Origin of the sequence: Collinsella sp. OM06-18AC (assembly GCF_003438785.1) — a bacterium.
GTDB lineage: Bacteria > Actinomycetota > Coriobacteriia > Coriobacteriales > Coriobacteriaceae > Collinsella.
The window spans coordinates 16,573-42,282 of the sequence record NZ_QSTX01000006.1 but is presented as its reverse complement, the minus strand read 5'-3'; the positions used below and the strand labels follow the sequence as shown (position 1 = coordinate 42,282).

Here is a 25,710-nt window from a genome sequence, read left to right as displayed (position 1 = left end):
CGTCTATTCCGCCAAGCCGTCGGCTTTGGCAACTTCGTTTGTCGAGCCATCTTGGTAGGTAATCTTAACGTGCTCTACCTCGGACACCGCAACACCCGATGGGGGCTCCAAGCGCCATTCAGTCAGCGCGATATCCATCGTCGTGGGCACATCCCCTTGATCTTTGAGCTCGACCGACAGCGTCTTAAGCGACGCATCGAAGGTCACGCGCTCGATCTCTTCACCAGGAATGGAACCGCCGCTCAGCTGCAGCTGGACAAATCCATCGCGCGGATACCAATAGTCGCCCGGCGCGGCAACGGTATTGCCACCCGCGACCTTCACCGTCATTATCGGTAGGCTATCATCAGCCTCGAACTCCCATGCAGCGCCGCCGCGACCACCAAACGTCCAGATACAAACGGCAATCACCAGCACGGCAAGCACCGCAAAACCAATCGCGACAAGGCCATGGTGCGCACGGCTTTCCTCGGCCGATACATCCCATTGCGTCTCTCGATATAGATGCTTGTCTTCCATGTTCGCCTCCCCACAGGCACGCTCGTTAGGCCAATCGTACCCATTCGAGCTATACTTGAGCCCATTACATAAACGGGGAGCTTGCAGGACAAGACGGCAGGCTGAGACTGGGCGCGCCCGCCCTGACCCGCAAACCTGATATGGGTAATGCCAACGAAGGGAGCCGTGCCAATGAGCACACAGACCGAGCCCAAGCTCGTCACGCAAATCGACTTCGCCCGCGCCGGGCAGATCACGCCGCAGATGAAGGAAGTCGCCGAGCGCGAGCATCGCGACCCCGAGTACATCCGCGAGCGCGTGGCCGACGGCCGCATCGCCATTCCCGCCAACATCGTGCATATCAAAAAGGGCATGCGCGCCTTTGGTGTCGGCGAGGGCCTGTCCACCAAGGTCAACGTCAACCTGGGCATCTCGGGCGACAAGGCCGATGCCGCCGAGGAATGGAAGAAGGTCAAGATCGCCGAGGACTTTGGCGCCGACGCCATCATGGACCTTTCCAACTCGGGCAAAACGCGCCAGTTCCGCCAGCAGCTCATCGACGAGACGCCGCTCATGGTGGGCACCGTCCCCATGTACGACGCCATCGGCTACATGGAAAAGCCGCTGGTCAAGCTGACCAAGGACGACCTGTTCGAGGTCGTGCGCGCGCACGCCGAGGATGGCGTGGACTTTATGACCATCCACTGCGGCATCAACAAGTCGGTCACCAAGACCTTTAAGGAGACCGGCCGCCTGATGAACATCGTCAGTCGCGGCGGCTCGCTGCTGTTTGGCTGGATGGAGGTCACCGGCAACGAAAACCCCTTCTACGAGTACTTTGACGAGCTGCTCGAGATTTGCCACGAGTACGACGTGACGATTTCGCTCGGCGACTCCTGCCGCCCGGGCTGCCTCTACGACTCCAACGATGCCACCGAGACCGCTGAGATGATCGAGCTGGGCAAGCTGTGCAAGCGCGCTTGGGCCGCCGGCGTCCAGGTCATGGTCGAGGGCCCGGGTCACATGGCGCTCGACGAGATCTCCGCCAACATGAAGCTGCAGAAGCGCCTGTGCCACAACGCCCCGTTCTATGTGCTGGGGCCGCTGGTGACCGATATCGGCGTGGGCTACGACCACATCACCGCCGCCATCGGTGGCGCCATCTCCGCCAGTTCCGGCGCCGACTTCCTGTGCTACGTGACACCGGCAGAGCACCTATGCCTGCCTAACGCCCAGGACGTGCTTGATGGCCTCATGGCCACCAAGATTGCCGCACACGCCGCCGACATCGCCAAGAAGGTACCGCACGCCCGTGACATGGACGACAAGATGGGCCAGGCACGCCGCAAACTCGACTGGGACGCCATGTGGAAGTGCGCCCTCGACCCGGTCACCGGCAAGAAGCGCTACGAGGAATCCCCCGCCGCCACCGAGGGCACCTGCACCATGTGCGGCAAGATGTGCGCCGTCCGCACTGTCAACAAGGTGTTCGAGGGTACGACGATCGATCTCGGCATGGAGGACTAACGCGTCGCCACAATCGCTTTTGGCAGCACTGAGGCGTTCGTCAATTGTTGACATGTGAACATTTGTTTTTATTTGCGTTAAGATTGCACCGCCCGCCCGGGATCGGCATACAGCCGGCCCGGGCATCTTTATAATGCGGATTGAAGACCCATTTGAATCCGACCGAACAAGGGAGCGAACATGGATCGCAGCAAGGTACCTGCCGTCCTGTCCATCGCAGGATCCGATTCCAGCGGCGGCGCCGGCATTCAGGCCGATATCAAGACTATCACGGCGCACCGTCTGTATGCCGAGACGGCCATCACGGCCATCACCGCACAGAACACCCTGGGCGTCACCGCCGTGCAGGACATCTCCCCCGATATTGTCGCGGCGCAGATCGATGCCGTCTTTGACGATATCCGCCCCAACGCCGTCAAAATCGGCATGGTCTCCTCTGCCGAGATTATCGAGGTTATCGCCGAGCGCTTGAGCGCCTGGGATGCGCAGAATATCGTCGTCGACCCCGTCATGGTAGCCACCTCGGGCGCACGGCTGATTGCCGAAGATGCCGCCGAGGCGCTCACCCGCCGCCTGTTCCCACTAGCAACCGTCATCACGCCCAACATTCCCGAGGCCATGGCGCTGCTCGACTACGAGGTCGATTCCGAGCGCACGCAGCAAAACGCCGCCATGCTCCTCACCCGCCGCTTTGGTTGCGCATCCCTCGTTAAGGGTGGGCATCTTGTCAACGAGGCCAACGATGTGCTAGCCGAGCCCGCACCGCTCGATGACGAGGGCAACCACCTGGGCGATCCGCTCACCACGTGGTTCCGCCACAAGCGCATCGAGACCGGCAACACGCATGGTACCGGCTGCACGCTCTCGTCCGCTATCGCCTGCGCGCTGGCACAGGGCATGGATCTCGCCGACGCCGTCAATGCCGGCAAGGCCTACCTAACGGGCGCTCTCGCCGCCGGCTTTGACATGGGCAAAGGCTCCGGCCCTGTCAACCACATGTGGCAGTACTAAATAGCCAGTAACCTGCCAAAAAGAGACAGGCTACCTTGCACCAAAAACCGTCGCAACATTCGATGAAAATCGTGCAAACGCGAAAAATCATTAAATGTTGCGACGGTTTGATTTTAGATAGCGGTCGAGCAAAGGACCAGAGCGCCTATTCGTCGGCGAGTTGAATTCCCAACAAACCCGAGAGTGCCAGCGCCTGCTCGGCATTGACCATCAAGCCACGCAACTCATGGTAATCGCCCGAAACAACGGGCGCCGCGAATGTACAACGCGATACATCCACGCCGGAAAGCGACGTCTTAAACACATCCATACGCGTCAGGTCACAGCCATCCAGGCGTATCTGACCCAGCTTGGTACCCTGAAACGCGGCCTCGGTCAAACGCGTGTCATGCGCAGCCATGGGGCCAATGCGTCCCTCCGAAAGGTTCGCATAGCTCAAATCGCACGATGTAAACGACACGCTCGACAGACGCGCCCTGAGCAAGTTGAGCCCCGGCGCCGAGCAGTCAACGAAGTCGCAGCGGTTGAGCCAGCAGCCTTCCATGTTGCAGCGGATAAAGCGGCAACCGCGAAACACCACGTCGCGAAACGTCGAGCCGCTCCAGTCAACGCTATCGAACTCGCAAGATCGGAACACGACGCCATCGAAGGTCGCGCCGTTCGCCACGTCGCAGGCAAGATCCAAATCCTCAAAAGCGGTATTGGAGACGAGCTCATCGCCCTCGGCAAAGAGGTCGATGAGCTCGTCCATGCCCATATGGCAGCCAATCCGTTCGTTTACCCGGGCAAAACCACCACAAAGGTGCCTGCCCCCTTTGCGGCGGCTTGGGGTCGCGCTACTCACCGAGCATCTCTTGGAGCTTGGCTGCCACGGCATGTCCCAAGCTCTCGTGGCTTTCGGGCATCATATGCAGATAGTCGATATCGCCCGGCTCGGCAAACTCGGCGGCATTCAAAAAGTCGCAGCCAAACTGCTCGGCCACGTGCGCATAGTACTCGCCAAAATGTTCAGATGCCTCGACGGAACGCTCGTCAAAATCGGTCATATATACATCGGCGATCTGCGGCTTGATCTTGATAGGAGCCATCAGCAGGATGCGCGGGCAAGGCGCAGCGTCGGTCCACGGAAACGCGCGGACGGCGCGAATCAGCGCCATGGCGCCACGGGCGATATCGGAAGCTGTCACGTTAAAGACCGTCTTACAGTCGTTGGTGCCCAGCATGATCACAATGGCGTCCAGCGGCTTATGAGCCTCGAGCAGCATCGGAAGCGCGCGAATGCCGTTGAGGTTAGTGTCCAGATGGCACATGTCGTCGCGTACCGTCGTGCGGCCGTTGAGGCCTTCTTCAATTACATGCCAGCCCTCGCCTAAGTCACGTTGGACCACGCCACACCAGCGCACATCCTGCGCATAGCGCACCGCGGTACCGTCGCGCATGCCCGCCGGATCGTAACCATAGGTGTTGCTGTCACCAAAGCACAGAACGTTTTTCATCGTAAGCTCCCCACTCAATATAAAGCCGACAGGAGCAGCCTCTCCCGTCGGCTCGGTATATCGCATCACGAGCACCGTTTACAGGTACTTGCGCCAGTCGTCGTCATCCTCGTCATCCTCGGCAGCGGTCTGAGCCTGCTCGGCGGCACGGGCGGCTGCGGCGCGGGCGGCAACCTGAGCATAGGACTCCTCGTTTCGCTCGGGGAAGTTTGCCAGCACGTGCTCGAATTTGGCGAAGTCCTCGTCCCAGCGCGTAGAGGGCACGGCAAAGAAGACCTGCTTGACCTTGAAGTCGCCCGATGCGAGCTCCTTGCGGAAGAGCTCGGCCACGGCCTCGGCATCAAAGCCGTTGTTGTCGCAGCCCCATGCGCCCAGCACGAGCTTCTCGCGACCCAACTCGTCGCAGATGGCGAGCACAAAGCGAATGCGGTCGCGCAGGGCATCCAGCAGAGCATCGTCGCTCACGCGATACTCCTGGCGGGCGCGCTTAACGTTGGGCGCGGCGGCCACGATCACGTCGGCGTATGCATGCACGTGGTTGCGGTCGAAGCGCACCGCAGGCACCACTAGGGCACGGTTACGATAGAGCTCGCAGTTGATGTTGCGGCGACGGTTCTCGCCGTACCACTTACGCTGCCTATCGAGAACGTTGTACAGATACGAATCGGCGCACAGCGTGGCCTCCTGGCCCAGATAACCCTGAATATATCCACCGCCCGGATTGGTAAACGAGGCAAAGGCGAGCACGGCCATGTCGCAGAACTGCGCATAGCCGCGACCGTTATCGAGGATTGCCTGCGTGGCGGAGGCATCAAGCACAGTGACCTCGGGCAGGACCGGAGCGGGCTCCTCAGCAGGCGCGGACTCAGCTTCGGCGATTTCCTCGGCAGGCTCCTCGACGGGCTCGGGCGCCGCCTCGGTCTCGGGCGCCGCCTCGACCTCGGCAGTCTCCGCGTTCTCGACGTCCTCGGCGACCTGCTCTTCGGGGGCCACAGCACTCTGAACCTTGGCCTTCATCGCCGCGACAAAGCCGGCAGGCATACCGTCAAACTCGCGAACACCGGCAAGCGAACGCTCGATATCCTTGGCGCACGCTTCGGACACAGTTGCCACGTGACGCTCGGCGGCCTTGGCACGGGCCTCGCGCTTGGGATTGGGCTGACCCGCTCGGTTGGACCTGCGGTTACGGTTCCTGTTGTCGACGTCTGCCATACGTGGCCACCTTTCCTGTCGCTGCCGCTATCGGCTTTTCCCATCCATGATACCCCGCCGCGCACAAAAAAGACGGCCCCGAAGGACCGCCTTTCGCATCGTTTTACCGTGTCCGGCAGGAAGCATCGCAATGCCGCGCTTTAATCGCGACGGCCGAGGATGTTCAGAATGCGCAGGAACACGTTGATGATGTCCACGAACAGGTTGGATGCCATGAGCACGGCGTTGGGCAGCGTGGGCGGCACCGTCGTTGCCACATAGGTGTCGTAGCCGATGAAGCCGGCGAACACCACGATCACGATCAGGTCGGTGATGGACTGCGAAACGCCCATGAACATCAGCACGATCTCGACCAGAATCGTGGCAAGCAGGATGCCAAAACCAATGCCATACACACGCTGGAAGAACTTGGGGAAGGTCACGCCCAGCGCACCAAAGACAAAGGTGATGGCGGCCGTGGCGATAAAGGCGGTGTTAATGGTAGGCAGGTCGTAGTTGGCAAGACCAAACGACGCCGTCAGGCCAAAGGTGCTCGCAAAGACCACGTAGCCCACGAGTGACAGGCCCACGGACTGTTTGCTGGCAGCAGCCGACATCATGACCATGCCGACGATGGTTAAAATAAACGAGCCAAAGACCAGCGGTAGGGCGGCGCCGCTCATCATCATGCGCGCAAACGACATGGTGCTCGTAAAGTAGGCGCCGGCACCCATGGCGCAAAAGCCCAAAAAGATGAGAGCAGACATGACAAGGTTGTACGCGCGCGGCGACATCTCCTTGGCGCGGCTTGCGCCGGTCTCGACGGGGCCGTTCTGATAGCCCTGGATATCGTTCATACTTCGTCCTTTCAAAAAGCGCCACGACAGCGCCGTAGGTGACAAGATCCCTGCCATTGTACCCGAATGCCGTGCGCTCTTACCTGCGGCGCTCGCCCTCAAGCGTGCGGTCAAACGCCCATACCCACCAACGCATCACATGCGTCTGCGAGCCATCCGCCCGCTCACGCGTTTGGTCCTCCAGATACAACTCGGTCGCATGTCCGCCAAAACGTACCTTATAGGTTGCCGTACGAATGCCGTGAACCGTCAGGCCAAACCCGGTGGTCGAGATAATTTCGTCGATCGTAAAGCAACGGCCGTCGACCCAGCAGACGGTGACCGGCACGACTTGTCCGCCCGCAAGGATGCGGGTCACGACGTCCACATACTGCTTGTGCACGCGCCGAGTTTTGCCGTCTGTCTGTCGATATTCCATGCCTCCTATTATCGAACGCATGTTTGCATATTGTAAAGCGAACAGACTGTGGTTTTGGGGTGTTGGGGCGCGCGCACGTGTCCTCATGGTGTGTTAGCAAAAAGAACACCCGCGGTCAACAGGGATAATATTCAATTTTAGTGCCAAAAAATTCACTGCTCCCATCAGAACTCGGTAAAGAAACCCGCAGGAGGTGATACGATTTATCATGTTTCTGTAACGTGCCTGCAAACTTCGAGAAAGCCCATATATGGACGTAACGTTCTCAACCTTCCTCGGCCAACTTGTGTCGAACCCAGTCCTTGCCGTCACCGTGATCCTCGCGCTCGGCGCCATCTTCGTCAATGGATGGACCGACGCACCCAACGCCATCGCGACCTGCGTCACTACGCGTTGCATGCCCGCCCGCGCCGCCATTCTCATGAGTGCCGCATTCAACTTCCTCGGCGTGCTCATCATGACGCACTTTAACGCGAGCGTCGCCAACACCATCTCCCATATTGTCGACTTTGGCGGAAACAGTACCATGGCGCTCGCCTGCCTGTGCGCGGCGCTGTTCTCCATCGTCGTCTACGGCGCCACAGCGTCGCGTTTTGGCATCCCCACCTCGCAAAGCCACAGCCTTATCGCCGGCCTGACCGGTGCCGCCATCGCCCTCGGCGGTGCGAGCAGCGTCAACGTCCACGAGTGGATGAAGGTCATCTACGGCCTGGCGCTCTCCATCGGCCTGGGCTTTGTCATGGGCTGGGTCCTGTGCAAGCTCGTCTCGATTCTTTTCGCCGCCGCCAACAGGCGACGTGCCAATGTCTTCTTTAAATACGCTCAGATCGCAAGCGCTGCGGCCATGAGCTTTATGCACGGCGCGCAGGATGGACAGAAGTTCATCGGCGTGCTCTTTTTAGGCGTGGCCTTTGCCAGCGGCCAGACGAGCGTCGGCGATGCCGGCATCCCCATCTGGATTATGCTGCTGTGCTCGGCCACCATGGGCATCGGCACCAGCGTGGGCGGCGAGCGCATCATCAAGTCCGTTGGCCAGAGCATGGTCAAGCTCGAAAAGTACCAGGGCTTCTCCGCCGACCTGGCGGGCGCCGCAAACCTGCTGCTTGCCACGCTCACCGGCATCCCCGTGTCCTCCACTCACATCAAGACCTGCGCCATCATGGGCGTCGGCGCCGTCAAGCGCCTTTCGGCCATCAACTTCGGCGTCGTCAAGGACATGATGTTCACCTGGTTCTTCACCTTCCCCGCCTGTGGACTCATCAGCTTTGTCATGGCCAAGCTGTTCATGATGTTCATCTAGTCAAACCGAACGTCCATCCGGACCGTAACACCTCGCCCACCCGTCTTCGCCTCGAAAGGACCCACTCATGGCAAAGAAACCCGATTCGTTCTACTTTGACAACTACGTCGCCTGCGCCGACCTCGCCGTCCAGGCCGCCGAGCTGCTTACCAAGATTTTCGAGAACTTCGATCCCGCAAAGATTCACGATATGCTCGACAAGATGCATGCGATCGAGCATGCGGCCGACAAGAAGCACCATGAGCTTGAGGACGCCCTGCTCACGGCCTTTATCACCCCGCTTGAGCGCGAGGACCTGGATCTGATGAGCTGCTCGCTCGACACCGTGCTCGACCGTATCGAGGGCGTCGTGCAGCGCGTCTACTTCACCAACATCCAGAGCATCCATCCCGACGCCATCGTCATCGCCCACAAGGTGACCGACGCCTGCCGCGCCATGAAGGACCTTATGGTCGAGCTGCCTAACTACCGCAAGTCCAAAACGCTGCGCGAGCTCGTCATCCAGATCAACACCATCGAGTCCGAGGCCGACGAGCTCTATATCAACGCCATGCGTAACCTGCACGTTAACGGCAAGGACCCGCTCGAGGTCATCGCTTGGCGTGACGTGTACGCCTTCCTGGAGTACTGCGCCGACTGCTGCGAGAATGTGGCCGATGTCGTGGATTCGATTGTCATGAAGAACAGTTAATTGGGGGCACATGTCCCACCGGTCGCGGGCCCGGCCACTAATAACCTTTTTCACTCCGGCTGCAAGCAGAGTCGTTCAAAAGGTTATTAGTGGCCGGGCCCGCTCCCTTATGCACCACCATTGGGAACTTTGGCTGATAGATTTAGCGCGACGGGGGTTTGGCTGAAGGGACCTTTGGTATCCGTTCGGACACTTTGGCCCTTGATGAGCGTTTGGCTGATTGCTGCTTTGGGTACTCTTTGGGTTACTTTTGGTTTGTTTGATTTTTAATTTTAGGAGGGCTTGTATGTCTTATTTGGATCTGGCTCGTGGTCGGTATTCTTGTCGTTCTTTTGAGGACCGTTCTGTTGAGCAGGCTGTGGTGGATGCCATTGTTGAGGCTGGGCGTATTGCTCCTTCTGCTTGTAATAATCATCCAGCCCGTGTGATGGTGCTGGATACGCCTGAGCTGTTGGAGAAGGCTGCTGCTTGTCAGCCTCGGTTTGCTCGTGATGGGTCTATCTTTGGAGCTCCGCTTGTCTTCCTTATTTGCAGCGTTACCGATGATGCTTGGGTGCGCCCGTATGACCAGATGAATTCCAGTGAAATCGATACGTCCATCGTGTGCGACCAGATGATGATGGAGGCCACCGAGCAGGGCCTGGGAACGTGCTGGGTATGCCATTTTAAGCCTGAGGTGGCACAGGAGCAGTTCAATCTGCCCAAGGGCGTCTATCCCTATCACATGCTCGTCTGTGGCTATCCCGCCGACCACATCGCCGATCCCGAGCATCGCGAGGCCCGCACTATTCCCCTCTCCAACTTCCTCCTCAAGTAGTTTTTAGACATACCTTAAAATCTACCTTTTACCACGCGCCCTTCGCCGAGTTCTGTCCTATCGCATGCAGAGCTCGGCGTTTTGTTTCCCAACCCGTATACAGCCACAAAAAAGGAGCCCGCAGGTGCGAGCTCCTCTTAAGGACACTAGATTGTAGCTCTGATGCTAGTCCAGGTCGTCGGCGGCAAAGTTGTCGATCGGGGCGAAGGGATCGGCCACGGGGACAACCGGGTCAGCGACGGGCAGCGGCTCGGCGGGAACAGTCACCGCAGGAGAAGCGGCAGAACCGACCGGCGTGGAGGCCATGAGGTCGGCCGGGAAGGAGTTCTGGGCATCGTCCATGAAGTGCTGGATGAGCTTGAGGTACTCGGCCTTGAACTCCTCGCGGGAAGCCTTGAGACGATCGATTTCCTCGAGCTCGGCCTGCTTTTCGGTCAGAGCCTGGCGGATAACCTCGCGGGCCTTGGCGTCAGCCTCGTTGCGGATACGCTCAGCATTCTCGTTGGCATCGTTGACGATGGTCTCAGCGGTCTGCTGGGCAGCGATCAGGGCAGCGGAAATCTGGCGCTCCTGAGCGGAGAAGTCAGGGGCGGGAGCAGCCACGGGGGCGGCAGGAACGGCTTGGGCGGTGGCATCCTGAGCCTGGGCAAGCTGAGCCTGCGCATCGGCAAGCTGCTGCTCGGTAGCAGTCAGACGACCCTTAAGGTCGACGATCTTAGCGAGCATAGCGTCAACCTCGGAGGACAGTGTCTCCAAGAAGACGTCGACCTCGGCAGGATCGTAGCCACGCTTGGCCTCAGAGAAAGTCTGAGCCTGGATGTCTGCAGGGGTAATAGCCATAACAAGTCTCCTTTTTCATCGCCTCGGCGCTACACGCCCGACGTAAGTTACTAAGTCAGTTCTACACAAGTATACCTATAAGAAGCTGCAGAACCAGCCTCTGCACCAACTGCAACGCAATAATCGCAACGACCGGCGAAAAATCGATACCGCCCATCGGCGGAATGAAACGACGGAACAGGTTGAGCCACGGACCGCACACGCTATCGAGCACCGCAGCAATATCCTGAAGTAAACCACCCTGCTTCATGGGAATCCACGTCATAAAGCAGTAGACGACAATGAGCGTGGAATAGAAGTTGAACAGCGTGTTGACCAGCTGGACGATAGTGTAGATGTTGATGGGAATCTCCTCGTCTTGTCTTTACTTAAGGTAGCCGTCGGCACGAAGCTTCTTGAGATCGGAATCTTTGACCTCGCAACCGGCGGGCAGCACCATGAACACGCGGTCGCCTACCTCCTTGACCGTGGCGCCCAGACCGCAGGCAAAGCCGTAAGAGAAGTCCAAGACGCGCTTGGCAACTTCGGTGCGTACGCCCACAAAAATCAGTGCGACAGGCTGCTTGGTGCGAACGCGGCGCACCACGGTCTCCACGTCGTCATAGCTCTCGGGGCGCAGGACATAGGCCGGCAGCTGCGGCGTGGCGTTGATGATATTGCTCGCATAGGCCGAGGCATCGCTCGGCGCAGGCGCGGGCGCAGCGGCGGCACGGGCGCGGGTGTTCTCGGCGTAGCTCGACGGCGTGTCATAGGCACCAGGACGATAACCGCTCGCAACGCTGTCCTGCGAGCGCGAAGGCGGGTTATACGTCGTGGCATGGCGGGAGTCATCGCCGACCAGCTGACCGGAGCGCGTATACACGGCAACCGACTCAGCTTCACCGCGGCGCGTCTGACCAAGCAGGCCGTTGCTCGGCTCGTCTTGGGTGTAGAAGCCCTCGCCCGAAGCACCGCTGTAGCCGTTGCCCTGATAACCATCGTCATAGCCGTCATCGTAGCCGTAGTCGTCGTCCTGGCCATAACCCTGGTCGTAACCCTGCTGGCCGCCCAGGTGCATCTTATTTTTAATCTCGTCAAGGAAGCCCATGGTTGTGTCCTCTCGCGGTTTAGTGCAGGCGCCCCGATAATCAGTGCGCACTTCAGAGCCTTATTTTACTGCAAACTCCGGGCTAAATACTACCCTGCCCAGGCGAACGAGCGTAGAGCCCTCCTCAAGGGCAGGCTCAAAGTCCTCGCTCATGCCGCAGGAAAGCTCAGGCAGGTTCAAATCGGGATGCGCCGCCTCCAGCTCATCCCTCAGCTCACGAAGCCCCGCAAAGGTGCGGCGTGCCACATCCTTATTCCCCCGGGGCGCCATAGTCATAAGCCCCTGCACGCAAATTCCCTCAAGCTCCGCAAGCTCACCCGCGGCGGCGCGAATCTCATCGGGCGAAAAGCCTCCCTTCGACTCCTCACCACTCACATTGACCTCAATGAGCACACGCTGGAGGCCGGCGAGCTCGCCTGCCTCAATCTTGCGGACAGCACGGCTCGAGATCGCCTGCGCCAGATGCAGCGAACCCACCGAGTGAATCAGCTCGGCTGAGCCCAGCACCGCATTGATCTTATTGGTCTGCAGGTTGCCGATCATATCGAAGCGCACCTCGGGCAGCTCCGGATGCTCCGCCAGACCCGTGAGCTTGCGAACCAGCTCCTGCGGGCGGTTCTCGGCAAAATGGCGATACCCCGCCTGGATGGCGGCAACGGTCTCATCGACACCAACGGTCTTGGACACGGCAATGAGGCGCGCGGCGTCGTGGGGGCGGCCCGCGCGATCGAGCGCCGCATAAAAACGTTCCAGAATCTGCTCGCGGCGAGCGCGCATCAAGTCCAAATAGTTATCCATTGCCAATCGCCTCCGCTGACAGCCAAACAAGTAGTCCCATGCTAACGCAAGAGCGCGGTCCCGCATGTGCAAGGCCGCGCTCACTTAGGTATTTACAATCTTTCGACGAACGGGGTCACTTACTCCTCGTCGTCCTCGCCATCGTCCTCGTCCTCAAGATGATCGAGCAGGTAGCGAAGACCCTCGCTGACCTCGTTGGCGGGCACCTTGGCAACGTAGCGCGCGTCGACGGCGGGCCTCATGATAACACCCTCGCCCGAAGGCACGCGCATGCTCTCGAGCTCATCCTCGTCCACACGGGCGATATCGCCGGCAGTCATGCGCTGTCCGGTCAAAAGGAAGGTCAGACGGCAGGCGGCATCGATAGAGATCGAGGCAATGCGATCCAAGTAGCGCGAAACCATGATGGCGCGGCGCAGGTCGTCGTAGTTGCTGTCATCGTCCATAAAGTCGCCCGTATCCATACGGTTAAAGGTGCGGAAGAACTTCTCGTATGCCGCATGCACCGGCTCGTCCTCGACGGCCAGGTTGCAAATGATGGACATGTCGTTGGTGACGAGCGCAGAAAGCGACGAGCCTAGCACCTGGTACACGGCCTCAGCCTCGGCCTCGACCGTGCCGACAAGCTCCTGGGGCAGCGAGATGTCGGCCTTGATCATATGACGCGTGGCACGGCAGATCTGACGGACCTTATCGGTCATGCGCTGCAGGTTAAAGTCGACGTAGATGATCGTCTGAAGCAGGCGGAAGTCGGAAGCAACCGGTGACTGCGTGGCGATCAGGTTGTAGCAGACGGCCTCCAGGTTGGCGCAGCGCGCGTCAATCGAAAGCGTGCGCTTCTTGGTCTTGGTGGCGAGCTTGCGGTCGTCGGTCACATAGGCCTTCACGGCATCGTGGAGGGCCAGATCGACGGCCTCATAGATGCTCAGCATCTCGTGACGGGCCTCGACGAGCTGACGGGAAAACAGTTTGCGCATGGTTCACTCCAATCAGTTGGGTGCGGTCATGCCGCCCGCACAGTGAATACGCACCGGACTAGGTCCGATCGGCTTGGGACTAGTCGCACCGATCAGCCAAAGCGGCCGGTGATATAGTCTTCCGTCCGCGAGTCCACCGGGCTGGTGAAGATCGCGTCGGTTTGACCATACTCGATGAGCGTGGCGGGCTCGCCGGCAACTTCCTGCAAGAAGAATGCGGTGTAGTCGCTGATACGAGCTGCCTGCTGCATTGAATGCGTGACGATGATGATCGTCATCTCGGGCGCCAGCTCGGCCATCAGATCCTCGACCTTAGAGACGGACGTGGGATCGATGGCGGAGCAGGGCTCGTCCATCAGGAGAACATCGGGTTGCACCGCAAGCACGCGCGCGATGCACAGACGCTGCTGCTGACCGCCCGAGAGCGCCAAACCATCCTTGTTGAGCTGATTGGATACCTCTTTCCAGAGGTTGGCGCGCTTGAGCGATTCTTCCACGATGTCATCGAGGTCGCTTTTGCTAGTCACGCCCTGCAGACGAGGGCCAAAGGCGACATTCTCGTAGATGGATTTGGGAAACGGGTTGGGCTGCTGAAAGATCATGCCCACACGACGACGGAGGTCGACCGGGTCGACACCCTCGGCATAGATATCATTGCCGTCGAGCGTCATGGTGCCCGCGACGCGCGTACCCTCGATCAGATCATTCATGCGGTTGATGCAGCGCAAAAACGTCGACTTGCCGCAGCCCGAAGGGCCAATGAAGGAGGTGATGGCGTTTTTGGCGATGTTGAGGTCAAGCCCCGTCAGCGCATGAAAGTCACCGTACCAAAAGTTGAAATCCTTGGCCGTAATGGCCGCTTGCTCCAGCGTGGGAGCGGACTGATAAACGGACATGGGACTCCTTAACTAGCGACGCTTGCGCGACAGGAAGCGCGCAAACAGGTTGAAGGCCAGAATGATCACCATCAGCAAGAGCGCGGTGCCATAGGCTGCGTTCATGTTGATGCCGTCGTTGGCAAGCAGGTACAGGTGAACCGTCATGGGGCGGCCGGAATCGAGCGGCGAAATAGGTAGATTGATGGCCTGGCCCATGGTGTAGAGCACCACCGCGGTCTCGCCAATGGCACGGCCGATGGCGAGGACGATACCCGTGGCAATACGGCCAAAGGCAGAAGGAAGCACGATCTTGGAGACGACCTGCCACTTGGTGGCGCCCAGGCCGTACGCACCCCACCGGATATAGCGCGGAACGGCGCGAATGGCCTCTTCGGTGGTGCGCATGACGATGGGAAGCATCAAGAGCGCGAGTGCCAGGGCGGCCGAGACCATCGAAAGACCCAGACCCATAGCCTCGACAAACAAGGCGTAGCCAAACAGGCCCATAACGATGGAGGGCACCGAGGCCAAAGCGTCAGCAGCGTAGCGAATGAGCTCGACGACCTTGCCCTGCTTGGCGTACTCGGCCAGATAGACGGCTGCCAGCACAGCGATCGGCGTGCAGATAAGCATGGCGAGTGCCGTCACATAGACGGTCGAGACGATTGTGGGCCAAATTCCGCCCTCGGCGTTGACGCCCTGGGGCCAACCGAAGATAAAGTCGAGTGAGATATGCGGCAGGCCGTTAATGACCACGTAGGCGATGATGGCGACCAGCACCAGCGTGGTGATGTATGCCGCGGCACGGAACACGCCAAGCATGATCTTGTTGGACAGGTCCTTGTTGATGCGGCCCTTCTTGCCGTGGGAAAGGGCACGCTTGATGCGCTCGCGCGACGAGGTCGTATCGACCGTCGTGTCAACGGAATCGGACATAGCCTACCCCCTCTTCTTCTTGGAAACCAGGCGGACGATGCCCACCAGCGTGGCGGAAATGATAAACAGGACCACGCCCATGCCGAACAGCGCCGAGCGATGCAGACCCGAGGAATAGCTCATGTCGAGCGCAATCTGGCTCGTGAGCGTCGAGATGGGACTCGCAATGCTGTCGGGAATAACCGGGGCGTTACCCACGACCATGAGCACGGCCATGGTCTCGCCGATGGCACGGCCCATACCCAGCACGATGGCATCCACGATACCCAGCTTGGCGGCAGGTAGCACGACCTTATAGATGGTCTGCCACTTAGTAGCACCCATGGCATACGATGCCTCGCGAATACCCATGGGAATGGAATTGAGGGCATCGATGGTGAGCGTGGTGATGGTAGGGACGATCATAATGGCAAGCACGAACCACGCCGTCAGCGCACCAAAACCAAGACCACCGGTCAGTTGCGCGATAAACGGGCGGATGATGATCATGCCAAAGAAGCCATAGATGATAGAAGGGATGCCGGCCAACAGGTCAACGGCAGGGCTGATGAGCTTGCGCACGCGCTTGCTGGCGATCTCGACCAGATACACGGCCGTGCCCACGCCTAGGGGCACACCCATGGCGAGCGCACCGACGGTCACCAGACCCGAGCCGGCAAGCAGCGACACGATGCCGTAGTGGCCCTCAGAGGGCGCCCATGTAAAGCTAAAGAAGTCCGCCAGACCGATGTCGGTAAAGACGGGCAGCGCCGAGTACGTGGTAAAGACAAAAATCAGGATGACGGTAACAACCGCCAAGAACGCGCAGGCAAAGAAAATCCACTGCAGCGCCTTCTCCTTGATATAGGTGCTGCGCGATACGAGCGCCAGCTCGCGCTTCTTGGGCGCCTGAGCATTCTGCTCAGTCTGGGAGTTTTCCTGTGCTTCCATGCTACTCACTCCCCTTCTCGTCATTGGTGACGGGAATAAAGCCCGCCTCGCGAATCTGCTTGTCCATCTTTTCGGACGTCACGTAGTCGATGTAATCCTGCGCCTGCTGCGAAGGCGCACCCTTCACAAAGAAGTAAAGGTCGCGCGAGATGGGATAGCCGCCACTCGCGACCGTCTTCTCGGACGCCTCAACATGATTGACCGAGACGGCCTTGACCGAGGTCTTGGCGTTGAGGCTATCGACGAAGCCCAGCGAAATGTAGCCGATAGCCCCGCGCGAACGAGATACCACGTCGCGCACCTGGCCCGTGCCCGAAAGAACGGCGGAGCGGCGATCGAACGGGGTGCCGTCCATCACGATGGTGCGGAATGCTTCACGCGTGCCGGATGCCTCGTCTCGGTTGATGACCTGAATCTTCAGGTCCTCGCCACCGACCTCTTTCCAATTAGTAATCTTGCCGGCATAGATATCGCGGAGCTGCTCGGTCGAGAGGTTATCGACCGGGTTATCGTCGTTCACGATGACCGCGATACCGTCGTGGGCAATGACGATGGGAGTCAGGCCCAGATCCTGTTCGTCGGCATTGAGTCCACGGGAGGAGCTGGCGATATCGGCCGTGCCAGCGCTGACGGCTTCGATGCCAGCGGAAGAGCCCAAACCGGAAACGAGCACGTCGATGCCGGTCTCCTCCTTAAAGCCCTCTGCCGCAATTTCGGCGATAGGAAGGCAGGTCGTGGAGCCGGCCACGGTAATGGAAGAGGTAGAAGATCCCGAAGAACAGGCGCACAGCGTAAGCGTAAGCACAGCGGCGCTCAGGACCGATACGATCTTTCTCATAGCATCACGCCGATCGCAGCATGGCGCCCACAGGTGCCGTCCTCGTTACGGTAGGAATAAAAGCGGTCGTTCTGGCGCACAGTCGAAAGCTGGGTATCCACGATATTATCCGCGTCCACACCGGCATCTACCAGCGCCTCACAAATGGCAGCGGAAAGATCGAGCATGCGAGAGGCACTCGCATCGATGCAAGAGAACTCGACGGCAAAGCGATCCATGAGTTCCTGGGATACCTCATATTCGTCAGCCAAGATATGGGGGCCGATATAGGCGGAAACGTCGCTCGCATCGCAGCCGGCAGCATCGCAAAGCGCCTGGCACGCCTTGGCAGAAATACGTGCAATCGTGCCCTTCCAACCGGAGTGCACCACGGCAAATCCGCCAGGGGCCACCAGCACCACGGGAGCGCAGTCGGCAAAGCAGAGCAGCACGGGCACGTCATGGGCCGTACAGACGATGGCATCGCAGCCCTCGGCAATCTGCTCGCGAACAGCCTCAAGATCGTCGGCGCCGTTCGAAGTCACCGTAACGATATGGTCACCATGTACCTGATTGGGCACGAGCAGATTATGCTCGCACTCAGTGGCGCCCATAGCTTCGAGCGCTCGACGACGATTTTCTTGAACAGCAAAGGGGTCATCGCCTACATGCGAGCCCAGGTTGAGCGAGGAGTACGCATCTTCAGAAACGCCACCGGTGCGCTCGGTAAAGGCAAAGCGGACATCGGATGTCGCGCCCTCCACCAACGTAACTCCATCATGGTCGACACGCGAAACGTTGTCCGCACGTGCTGCCATACTAAAGCCTCCTAATAACACAAGTACCGCGGCGTCGCCGCGCAGTCCGCGTTTATACGGCTGTCATACTTCCTTAAAAGGATACCCGCAGCGGTAGGGACCAAACGTAAAGGGAACGTAAGGAGATTGGAGGCTTTCGTTTACAAACGAGAAACAAAACGGGGTGCATCCAAATGGACACACCCCGTGCAGGTCGTTGAGAAAAACGAACTAGAAGCTACCGCGCTTTAGGAAGTCGGGAAGCTCGAACTGGTCGTTGCCAAAGTTGGGCAGCTCGGTACCACCGACGTTGCGGGTCGGAGCGGCCTGAGCCGGGCTGGCAGCCGGAGCGGTGCGCTGCGGCTCAGCGGAGGCAGCGGCCTTGCTCTGAGACTGCTGAGCAGCAAAGAGCTCATCCTGACGGTTGACGTTGGAGTCGGAGAAGCCCGTAGCGATGACGGTGATACGCACCTGATCGCCCAGGGACTCGTCGACAACGGTACCGAAGATGATGTTGGCCTCGGGGTCGACGGCGTTGGCGACAACGTCGGCGGCGTCGCTGATCTCCTGGATGCCCAGGTCCTTGGAACCGGCGATGGAGAGCAGCACGCGCGTGGCACCATCGATGGAGCTCTCGAGCAGCGGGCTGGAGATGGCCTGCTGGGCAGCGTCGACGGCACGAGTATCCCCAGAAGAGGTACCGATACCCATCATGGCGGTACCGGCCTGCTTCATGATGGTCTTAACATCGGCGAAGTCCAGGTTGATGATACCGGGGACGGTGATGAGGTCGGTGATGCCCTGGGTGCCCTGGGAAAGGACGCCATCGGCAATCGCGAAGGCCTCGAGCATGGTGGTCTTCTTCTCGGCGATGTCGAGCAGCTTATCGTTAGGGATGACGATCATGGTGTCGACGCAATCGGAGAGGGTCTTGATGCCCTCCTCGGCGCTCTTCTTGCGCTTGCGGCCCTCGAAGGTGAAGGGCTTGGTCACGACGGCGACGGTCAGTGCGCCGACCTCGTTCATCGCGATATCGGCAACGATGGGAGCAGCGCCGGTACCGGTGCCACCGCCCTCACCGCAGGTGATAAACACCATGTCGGCGCCAGCGAGCGCCTCGGCGATGTCGTCGCGGGACTCATCGGCAGCCTTGCGGCCAACCTCGGGATTGGCGCCGGCGCCCAGGCCGCGGGTAAGGTCGGTGCCGATGTGCACCTTGATATCGGCATCAGAGATCGCGAGTGCCTGAGCATCGGTGTTGATGGCAACAAACTCGACGCCGCGGATGCCCTCTTCGATCATTCGATTGACCGCGTTGGTACCGCCGCCGCCGACGCCGACCACCTTAATGACGGCAAGGTAGTTGTTGATCTCTGTCTCGTGCATGTCGGTCCTCCGAACAAAGGTTATAGCCATAGCATGGGTCGACCCCTGCGCACATTAACCTTCAGGTTGAAAGTAAATGCAAAGGTAAACCGTATTATGTTTGCACATTATGAACGTATCAGTCAAATAATTGACCGTGAAAACCAAACAAACCAGATAAACGGCGTGGTATGGCCCCTCAACAAAGCATCAACCAGCGCTACGAGGTCGGAGCATTCCTAAATGTGTAGTTGCCCGGAGAGCGCACATTGATATACGTTACGCCCTCTACCTGCGAAAGCAACTTGGTGACTACGCGTTCCTTCTTGGCGATATCGTCCGAATCGCCCAGCGACACCTCAATGCCGTTATTGAGGTTTGCCGAGATGGCTTCGACCGAAGGCGTGGAAATATCCTTGACTTGTCCCAAGAACTCGCTCGAAAAACCACGCACATAATCCAGGCCGGCCTTAACGGCTTTGGAGTTCACCGCCTGGCCGGAAACCGGAGCGACATCCGCCGAGACATCAGTCAACAACACCGCGCCATAATGCTTGGCGAGCGCCAGCGCGGCATCGATTCCGGTCAAGGTATTTGAGCCCTGCCCTGTCGTGATGACGTTGCCCTGGTCGTCCACTTCGACCGACGTCGACAGCGGGGCGATCCAGGTGTCATCGTCTCCGATAGCCCAGGCAAGGTCGTCGGAGCTGATATACGCAATGGCGATAACTTTACGCTCCGTCGGCGTGATGATAAGCGTATGGGGAAACTGGCGCTGGACATCCACGCCCGAAACCCACGGGTTCTGCTTGAGATCCTCGGTAATCTGGTCGGGATCGACGTTAAAAAGCGACGTTCCCTCGGGCAAGTCGATCAGCTGGATAGCATCGTGCTTCGTCACATGCTCGCTGCCTTGAATCTGAATATCAGTGGCAGTAAACAGTCCAGAGTTGATCACCACGATGGCAACGACGACGAGCACGGCCAAGACGGCCAGAACGCCGCCCACGATTTTGCCTTTGCCTGTAACGACAGAAACGGCGTCTGATGTTTTATTTGCCATCGCTCCAAGTGAAGATAACGGGTTGAAACCTTTTTTACTCGAAGGCTTCTTGGCGGTAGCCGGCACCGATGTCAGCGAGCGCGGTTTCGATGCGCCCAGCGTGCGACCTGGACGCGCCGCTTTAGTTCCCGTCGAGGGCTTGGGAGCTGCCATGGGACGGGCAGCCTTGGCGCCCATAACAGGCTTTGACGTCACCGAGGGACGCGAGGACTTTTTTGCGGCCGGACGATTACCGAGCTGCGAGCCGACGACCGGACGACTGGTCTGTCGAGCATGCCCGACAGACTTAGAGTGCGCGACGGTATTGCGTTGAGGTTTGGCAGGCGCGCCGGAACGCCCTCCGGCGCGGCGGAAGGTGGGTTTCGATGCTCTAGAAGCCGAGGAATTTAACTTCCGGTCTGAGCTCGATGCCATACGCCTCCCTCACCTTTCCGTGCACATGTCTAATAACCGCGGCAACGTCATCGGCCGAGGCAATTCCGTTATTAACGATAAAATTAGCGTGAACGGGCGAAACTTCCGCGCCGCCAATCGAAAAACCCTTTAATCCACAATCCTCGATAAGCTTGCCCACACTCGCATTGGGCGGGTTGCGAAAGACAGACCCGCAGGATGCGCGACCCATGGGCTGCGTACGCTTGCGCCTTGTAAGGTACCGCTCCATGCGCTCGCGAATGTCGGCCTTGGGCGCCGGTTTTAGCTTGAGCACGCACTCGAGGATGATCTCATTGCGGGGAAGGCTACATTCGCGGTAGCCCCAAGTGATCTCGGACCCCGCATAATGCTTGATACCGGATGCCGGGTCAAACGTTACGACATCCTCAACCAGCGAGCCAATCCACTCGGTCCGTGTGCCGGCATTCATAGATATCGCACCGCCGACCGAACCAGGAATGCCAACGGCAAACTCAAGGCCCGAGAGGCTACGCGACAGGGCATCGTTGACCAGGCGCGCAAACATCACGCCCGCACCGACCGTCAGCGTACAACCGTCATCGGCAACAACCGTGCGCTGAAACTCACGTCCGAGCGAAATGACGGCACCGCGATAACCGCCATCGGCAACCAGCAGATTGGAGCCCTTGCCGATGATGACCCACGGCACCTGCTCGCGATCGAGCACCGCCACGGCGCGGCGGAGGGCATGATAGCTATGGCACGTCACAAAGAGGTCGGCCTTGCCGCCGATACGATAGCTCGTATGACGCGCAAGGCGCTCGTCCTCGATCACATCCGTGTCGATCATGCCCGAGAGCGCCATGACGGCGTTAAACAGACCCATTAGACTTAAGCGTCTTTCTTGGCAGTCAGATACTCAATGAACTCGGGACCGACGGTCGTAACGTCGCCGGCACCCATGGTGAGCAGCAGGTCGCCCTCGCCCACCATCTGCTCGAGCTCCTGATTGAGCTCAAGACGGCTGGAGCAGTACACGACCTCCTTGCCAGGATGCTTGGCGCGCACGGTATCGGCGAGCATCTTAGAGGTGACACCCGGAATGGGCATCTCGCCAGCCGAGAACACATCAATCAGCAGCAGTTTATCGGCATTGGCAAATGCATCGGCAAAGTCGTCGCACAGGGCCTGCAGGCGCGAATAGCGGTGCGGCTGGAACACGACGTCGACGTGCTTGTAGCCCAGCGACGAAGCGGCGGCAAGCGTCGCCTTGATCTCGGTGGGGTGATGGCCGTAATCATCGACCACGGTGATGCCATCGATATCGCCCACGTGGGTAAAGCGACGGCGGACGCCCTCAAAGCTCGAGAGCGCCTTGGCGGCGGCGTCGATGTCAAGGCCCAGGACATGGGCGACGGTGAGCACCGCCGTGGCGTTGAGCATGTTGTGGCGACCGGGATTGCTCTTGATCTCCACAGCGTGCTCAGTGCCGTCCTCAAAGCGAACGATAAAGTCACTCTGGATGCCCTTGACATCCGGGTGCACGCAGACGATGTCGTTGCTCTCGGCAAAGCCGTAGGAAAGCACGTGACGGCCCGTCGACTTGGCGAGCTCGACCAGATGCGGGTCCTCGCCGCAGACGATGACGGTGCCGTCCTCGCCCACCAGGCTCATGAATTTGGCGAAAGTTGCCTCGATCTCCTCGATACCCGAGTAGTGATCGAGGTGGTCGGCCTCGACGTTGGTCACAATGACCACGTTGGGGTTCAGGAACAGGAAGGAGCTGTCGGACTCGTCGGCCTCGGCGACAAAGTAGTCTCCCGAGCCGTTCTTGCCGTTCGTGTCATAGCCCTCGACGATGCCGCCGATCAAGAAGCTCGGATCCAGACCCATGCGGTCGAGCATGGTGGCGCACATCGAAGACGTGGTGGTCTTGCCATGCGTGCCGGCAACAGCGACGGTAGTGTAGCCGTGGCCCAAAGCAGAGAGCATCTTGGCACGGGGCCACACGGGAATGCCCAGCTCGCGAGCGCGCACGAGTTCAGGGTTGGACTCCGGAATAGCGGTGGAGACAACAACCACGTCGGGCTTGACCTCGTCGATCGTGGCTGCCTCATGGCCCACATGCACCTTCACACCAGCGCGGGTAAGCTGGCGGATATAACGTGACGTCTTAAGGTCGGAGCCGGTAACGGCATAACCGCGCTCGTGCAGAACGAGGGCGATGCCGCTCATGCCGGCACCGCCGATACCGATAAAGTGGGCGCTCTTAAACTCGGGCGCGGAGGTTGCAGTCTGGGAATCAGCCATGTGCTCGTGTACTCCTTGCGTAAACACTGCCTGTAACCCGTTAACTGTACCGCACCTACCGCATCAGCGCGAGGGCGACCGACGATATCCCGTCTAACTAACGCAAACCCTCTACCGCATCGGCCAGAAGAGCGGCGGCCCTATCCTGAGCCAGACCACGCGCCGCCTGACGCATGACGTCGCGCTCTGCCGCGTCATCGACCAGGTGCAGCAGCTCATCGGCAAAGGCAGAACCGTCGATATCGGCATCGGCACAGAGCACGCCGGCCCCGGCGTCGACCAGATAACGGGCATTGGTGGTTTGGTGGTCGGCCGTCGCATGCGGATACGGCACGAGTATCGAGGGCACGGCGAGCGCAGCGATCTCGGCCACGCTCGATGCACCCGAACGCGAGAGCACCAAATCGGCAGCAGCCAGCATATCGCCCATGTTGTCGATGTAAGGCTGGAGGCGGTAACGCTTCGCCTCCTCGGGCGTCAGCGCCAAAGCGCGCTCGGTCTCCTCAAAGCCGTCGGCACCCGTCGAATGCAACACATAGAGGTTCTTGCGCGAAAGCAGCCCGTTTTTGAGCGAAACCGCGCGCTCGTTGAGGTGCTGGGCGCCAAGTGAACCGCCAAAGACGAGCAGCAGCGTAGCGTCCTCGGGAACGCCAAGTGCCTTGCGGCCGCGAGCGCGATCGCCCTCGATCACCGAGCGACGTACGGGGTTGCCGGTCATGAGCACGTGGTCAGGGTCACCTTCGCGCTCAAAGACCGAGCGCGCTGCCGGCACCGAGATGCACACGCGAGCGGCGTGGGGGTTCATCATCTTGTTGGCCAGGCCCGGAACAGAGTTCTGCTCATGCAGCAGATACGGAACGCCTGCGCCCTTGCACCACCCCAGCAGCGGAACCTCGACATAGGCACCAAAACCGATGGCAGCATCGGGCTTGCCGACCTTTGAGAAATGACTGGCGAGCGCACGCTTGGCCTTGTTGACACGCCACAGCGAGGTCAGCGCCGTCCAGGGACGGGAGCGGTCGAAGCCCGTGACCGTAATGGGCACAAAATCAAACCCAGCCTCGGGGACCAGACGACCCTCGAGCTTGCGCGACTGGCCCACGAACACAACGTGGTGGCCACGGTCATGCAGCTCCTCGGCCAAAGCGAGCGCGGGGTTAATGTGTCCTGCCGTGCCGCCGGCTGCAATAGCAACGGTCATCTTATCGGTCATGATAGTCCCTTCGTACACGCGGTCCCTGGTCGTCGGTGCGCAAACGCGCCGACGGGTCCGAGTTCAAATCGATTCGATTATATCCGCCGCCCGCGCTGCGAGGGCTGGGGCGCTGCGGACGACCTTGCGGCGCCGTTCGCTGACGCGGACGGGCTGCCGGCTCGGTCGCAGAGCCATCCAGAACGGTAAAGCCGTTACGCGAAGATCGCTCGCCGCGTACGTGGGGCACGCCGGCGGTACTCTCATCCATAACGGCAAAGCTCTCGCGGCGACGGTCGTACTCATCGCGACGGGCGCTCTCGTACGAAACGCGCAGGATCAGACCGGCAAGCATAAGCGACACAATAATCGACGAACCGCCGTAGCTAATAAACGGCAACGGTTTGCCCGTCATGGGAAACACGTTGAGGATGCCCAGCGCATTGATCAAAAACTGCACCGCGAGAATGACCGCGGAGCCAGACGCCATAAGCGCGCCCCGGCGATCGGTCGCCTGCTCGGCAATGCGAAACGCCGAGTAGATCAGCATCGCAAACACCAAGAAGAACAGCACGGTTCCGACAAAACCGACTTCCTCGCCAATGATGGCCAGGATGTAGTCATTGTGCGCCTCGGGCAGATACGAGTACTTCATGGTTGAGTTGCCGATGCCACGGCCGAACAGACCGCCCGAGGCAAAGGCCATGATGGCAAGCGTGGCCTGATAGCCGTCACCATACTCGTCGGCCCAAGGGTTCAAGGCAACCTGAATACGCACCATACGGTACGGCTCTGCGACAAGTGCAATCACGATCACGAGAATGCCGAAGATTAGCACGCCGATGATAAATCTGGGGTCGAGACCCGCAAACAACGCCATGCACATGAGGGTCAACAGGATGATCAGGACGGTACCGAAATCGGGCTGGATAAAGATCAGAAAGAGCGAAATGCCCAGGTAGATGCCCATCTTGCGAAGGAATTCGTTGATGTTGCCACCGGGCGAAAAGAAGCGATCGAGCATGATGGCCGAATACGCAATGGCAAATGGCTTTAAAAACTCGGAAGGCTGGAACTGAATGCCGGCGATGTTGAGCCAGCGCGTGGCGCCACGGCTGCCGCTGCCCACCAAGAACACCAGAAACAGTAGCCCTATCATGCCTATGAGGAAGATCCTGAGCACATCCTCCCCAAACCAGCTGTCCGGCAAAACGCGCACGATGGCAATCAGCGCCAGAACACCGACCACGGCAAACGCAGCCTGTCGACCCAGAAAAAACGTCGCTGAGCCATTCTCGTGCAGCGCCTCGACCGAAGACGCCGAGTACACCATCAGCAGACCAAAACACACCAAGATAAACAGGCAGGCCATGAATATCAGACGGGGGCGCATGATACGGGCGGGAACGCCGGCAATATAGCGTTCGCTAAACGTCTGCCCGCCGCGACCGGAACGCGGTGTGCTGCGCCGCGAGGAAGCACGGTCCGAGTCGGGCCTCCTCATACCTTGTCGGGGGC

General features: G+C 59.6%; 27 protein-coding genes and 1 riboswitch. Of the genes, 5 read left to right on the top strand and 22 right to left on the bottom strand.

Annotated elements, in window-relative coordinates; all coding sequences use genetic code 11:
• Nucleotides 1–3: 3 nt before the first annotated feature.
• The gene (locus DXB86_RS05210; protein WP_117736398.1) at nucleotides 4–519 is read right to left on the bottom strand and encodes a hypothetical protein; all 516 of its coding nucleotides are present in this window, start codon (nucleotides 517–519) and stop codon (nucleotides 4–6) included.
• Between the two features lie 63 nt (nucleotides 520–582).
• Nucleotides 583–698, top strand: a riboswitch (TPP riboswitch).
• Here DXB86_RS05210 and thiC point away from each other — a divergent pair.
• Both thiC and thiD read left to right on the top strand, forming a co-directional pair.
• Entirely contained in the window at nucleotides 691–2,025 is a 1,335-nt protein-coding gene (gene thiC / locus DXB86_RS05205) for a phosphomethylpyrimidine synthase ThiC (protein WP_117736397.1), read from the top strand. It overlaps the preceding riboswitch by 8 nt.
• A gap of 180 nt (nucleotides 2,026–2,205) precedes the next feature.
• Nucleotides 2,206–3,036, top strand: coding sequence for a bifunctional hydroxymethylpyrimidine kinase/phosphomethylpyrimidine kinase (gene thiD, locus DXB86_RS05200; protein WP_117736396.1), 831 nt, complete (start codon nucleotides 2,206–2,208; stop codon nucleotides 3,034–3,036).
• 145 nt (nucleotides 3,037–3,181) lie between these two features.
• Here thiD and DXB86_RS05195 read toward each other — a convergent pair whose 3' ends face one another.
• The 5 genes from DXB86_RS05195 to DXB86_RS05175 form a co-directional block, all read right to left on the bottom strand.
• Nucleotides 3,182–3,793 (bottom strand): pentapeptide repeat-containing protein, encoded by a 612-nt coding sequence (locus tag DXB86_RS05195; RefSeq protein WP_117736395.1) that lies wholly within the window; start codon nucleotides 3,791–3,793, stop codon nucleotides 3,182–3,184.
• A 79-nt stretch (nucleotides 3,794–3,872) separates the two neighbouring features.
• A complete protein-coding gene (locus tag DXB86_RS05190) occupies nucleotides 3,873–4,532 on the bottom strand; it encodes an SGNH/GDSL hydrolase family protein (protein ID WP_117584214.1) in 660 nt (219 codons plus the stop codon).
• A 78-nt stretch (nucleotides 4,533–4,610) separates the two neighbouring features.
• Entirely contained in the window at nucleotides 4,611–5,744 is a 1,134-nt protein-coding gene (locus tag DXB86_RS05185) for a TIGR02452 family protein (RefSeq protein WP_117736393.1), read from the bottom strand.
• A 140-nt stretch (nucleotides 5,745–5,884) separates the two neighbouring features.
• Nucleotides 5,885–6,580 carry a Bax inhibitor-1 family protein gene (locus tag DXB86_RS05180; RefSeq protein ID WP_158555285.1) on the bottom strand — a complete coding sequence of 232 codons (696 nt, stop codon included), beginning with the start codon at nucleotides 6,578–6,580 and terminating at the stop codon, nucleotides 5,885–5,887.
• A gap of 79 nt (nucleotides 6,581–6,659) precedes the next feature.
• Nucleotides 6,660–6,998 (bottom strand): hypothetical protein, encoded by a 339-nt coding sequence (locus DXB86_RS05175; protein ID WP_118256758.1) that lies wholly within the window; start codon nucleotides 6,996–6,998, stop codon nucleotides 6,660–6,662.
• Nucleotides 6,999–7,248: 250 nt separating this feature from the next.
• Here DXB86_RS05175 and DXB86_RS05170 point away from each other — a divergent pair, with 250 nt between their 5' ends.
• The 3 genes from DXB86_RS05170 to DXB86_RS05160 all read left to right on the top strand — a co-directional run bounded on the left by DXB86_RS05170 (nucleotide 7,249) and on the right by DXB86_RS05160 (nucleotide 9,806).
• Nucleotides 7,249–8,298 carry an inorganic phosphate transporter gene (locus DXB86_RS05170; RefSeq protein ID WP_055251696.1) on the top strand — a complete coding sequence of 350 codons (1,050 nt, stop codon included), beginning with the start codon at nucleotides 7,249–7,251 and terminating at the stop codon, nucleotides 8,296–8,298.
• Nucleotides 8,299–8,365: 67 nt separating this feature from the next.
• Nucleotides 8,366–8,989 (top strand): DUF47 domain-containing protein, encoded by a 624-nt coding sequence (locus DXB86_RS05165; RefSeq protein WP_055251695.1) that lies wholly within the window; start codon nucleotides 8,366–8,368, stop codon nucleotides 8,987–8,989.
• A 286-nt stretch (nucleotides 8,990–9,275) separates the two neighbouring features.
• Nucleotides 9,276–9,806 (top strand): nitroreductase family protein, encoded by a 531-nt coding sequence (locus DXB86_RS05160; protein ID WP_117564643.1) that lies wholly within the window; start codon nucleotides 9,276–9,278, stop codon nucleotides 9,804–9,806.
• A gap of 165 nt (nucleotides 9,807–9,971) precedes the next feature.
• On the opposite strand, the gene DXB86_RS05155 is transcribed toward DXB86_RS05160, so the two are convergent.
• From DXB86_RS05155 to ftsW, 16 genes are all read right to left on the bottom strand, one after another.
• On the bottom strand, nucleotides 9,972–10,646 hold the full coding sequence (locus tag DXB86_RS05155; protein ID WP_006234242.1) for a DivIVA domain-containing protein: 675 nt from the start codon (nucleotides 10,644–10,646) through the stop codon (nucleotides 9,972–9,974).
• Nucleotides 10,647–10,707: 61 nt separating this feature from the next.
• Nucleotides 10,708–10,953 carry a YggT family protein gene (locus DXB86_RS05150; RefSeq protein ID WP_227790178.1) on the bottom strand — a complete coding sequence of 82 codons (246 nt, stop codon included), beginning with the start codon at nucleotides 10,951–10,953 and terminating at the stop codon, nucleotides 10,708–10,710.
• Nucleotides 10,954–11,010: 57 nt separating this feature from the next.
• Entirely contained in the window at nucleotides 11,011–11,733 is a 723-nt protein-coding gene (locus DXB86_RS05145) for a cell division protein SepF (RefSeq protein WP_022094497.1), read from the bottom strand.
• A 60-nt stretch (nucleotides 11,734–11,793) separates the two neighbouring features.
• Nucleotides 11,794–12,531, bottom strand: a complete 738-nt coding sequence (locus tag DXB86_RS05140; protein ID WP_117736390.1) for a YggS family pyridoxal phosphate-dependent enzyme — start codon at nucleotides 12,529–12,531, stop codon at nucleotides 11,794–11,796.
• 119 nt (nucleotides 12,532–12,650) lie between these two features.
• On the bottom strand, nucleotides 12,651–13,508 hold the full coding sequence (locus DXB86_RS05135) for a PhoU domain-containing protein (RefSeq protein ID WP_117564647.1): 858 nt from the start codon (nucleotides 13,506–13,508) through the stop codon (nucleotides 12,651–12,653).
• A gap of 92 nt (nucleotides 13,509–13,600) precedes the next feature.
• Complete coding sequence (gene pstB, locus DXB86_RS05130) at nucleotides 13,601–14,404, bottom strand: phosphate ABC transporter ATP-binding protein PstB (protein ID WP_117564648.1); 804 nt, start codon at nucleotides 14,402–14,404, stop codon at nucleotides 13,601–13,603.
• 12 nt (nucleotides 14,405–14,416) lie between these two features.
• Nucleotides 14,417–15,322, bottom strand: a complete 906-nt coding sequence (gene pstA, locus DXB86_RS05125; RefSeq protein WP_006234250.1) for a phosphate ABC transporter permease PstA — start codon at nucleotides 15,320–15,322, stop codon at nucleotides 14,417–14,419.
• 3 nt (nucleotides 15,323–15,325) lie between these two features.
• Entirely contained in the window at nucleotides 15,326–16,252 is a 927-nt protein-coding gene (gene pstC / locus DXB86_RS05120) for a phosphate ABC transporter permease subunit PstC (RefSeq protein WP_117736389.1), read from the bottom strand.
• A gap of 1 nt (nucleotide 16,253) precedes the next feature.
• A complete protein-coding gene (locus DXB86_RS05115) occupies nucleotides 16,254–17,090 on the bottom strand; it encodes a phosphate ABC transporter substrate-binding protein (protein ID WP_099431531.1) in 837 nt (278 codons plus the stop codon).
• Nucleotides 17,087–17,887, bottom strand: a complete 801-nt coding sequence (locus DXB86_RS05110) for a polyphenol oxidase family protein (RefSeq protein ID WP_117736388.1) — start codon at nucleotides 17,885–17,887, stop codon at nucleotides 17,087–17,089. The genes DXB86_RS05115 and DXB86_RS05110 overlap by 4 nt, the downstream gene beginning before the upstream one ends.
• A gap of 210 nt (nucleotides 17,888–18,097) precedes the next feature.
• Nucleotides 18,098–19,252 (bottom strand): cell division protein FtsZ, encoded by a 1,155-nt coding sequence (gene ftsZ / locus DXB86_RS05105; RefSeq protein ID WP_055251674.1) that lies wholly within the window; start codon nucleotides 19,250–19,252, stop codon nucleotides 18,098–18,100.
• A 199-nt stretch (nucleotides 19,253–19,451) separates the two neighbouring features.
• Nucleotides 19,452–20,240: a cell division protein FtsQ/DivIB gene (locus tag DXB86_RS05100; protein ID WP_231501570.1), complete on the bottom strand. Its 789-nt coding sequence runs from the start codon at nucleotides 20,238–20,240 to the stop codon at nucleotides 19,452–19,454.
• 424 nt (nucleotides 20,241–20,664) lie between these two features.
• Complete coding sequence (gene murB, locus DXB86_RS05095; protein ID WP_117736386.1) at nucleotides 20,665–21,576, bottom strand: UDP-N-acetylmuramate dehydrogenase; 912 nt, start codon at nucleotides 21,574–21,576, stop codon at nucleotides 20,665–20,667.
• A 5-nt stretch (nucleotides 21,577–21,581) separates the two neighbouring features.
• On the bottom strand, nucleotides 21,582–23,000 hold the full coding sequence (gene murC / locus DXB86_RS05090; RefSeq protein ID WP_099431529.1) for a UDP-N-acetylmuramate--L-alanine ligase: 1,419 nt from the start codon (nucleotides 22,998–23,000) through the stop codon (nucleotides 21,582–21,584).
• A gap of 97 nt (nucleotides 23,001–23,097) precedes the next feature.
• Nucleotides 23,098–24,213, bottom strand: a complete 1,116-nt coding sequence (murG, locus tag DXB86_RS05085; protein ID WP_117736385.1) for an undecaprenyldiphospho-muramoylpentapeptide beta-N-acetylglucosaminyltransferase — start codon at nucleotides 24,211–24,213, stop codon at nucleotides 23,098–23,100.
• Nucleotides 24,203–25,696, bottom strand: coding sequence for a putative lipid II flippase FtsW (ftsW, locus tag DXB86_RS05080; RefSeq protein ID WP_117736384.1), 1,494 nt, complete (start codon nucleotides 25,694–25,696; stop codon nucleotides 24,203–24,205). The genes murG and ftsW overlap by 11 nt, the downstream gene beginning before the upstream one ends.
• Nucleotides 25,697–25,710 lie beyond the last annotated feature (14 nt).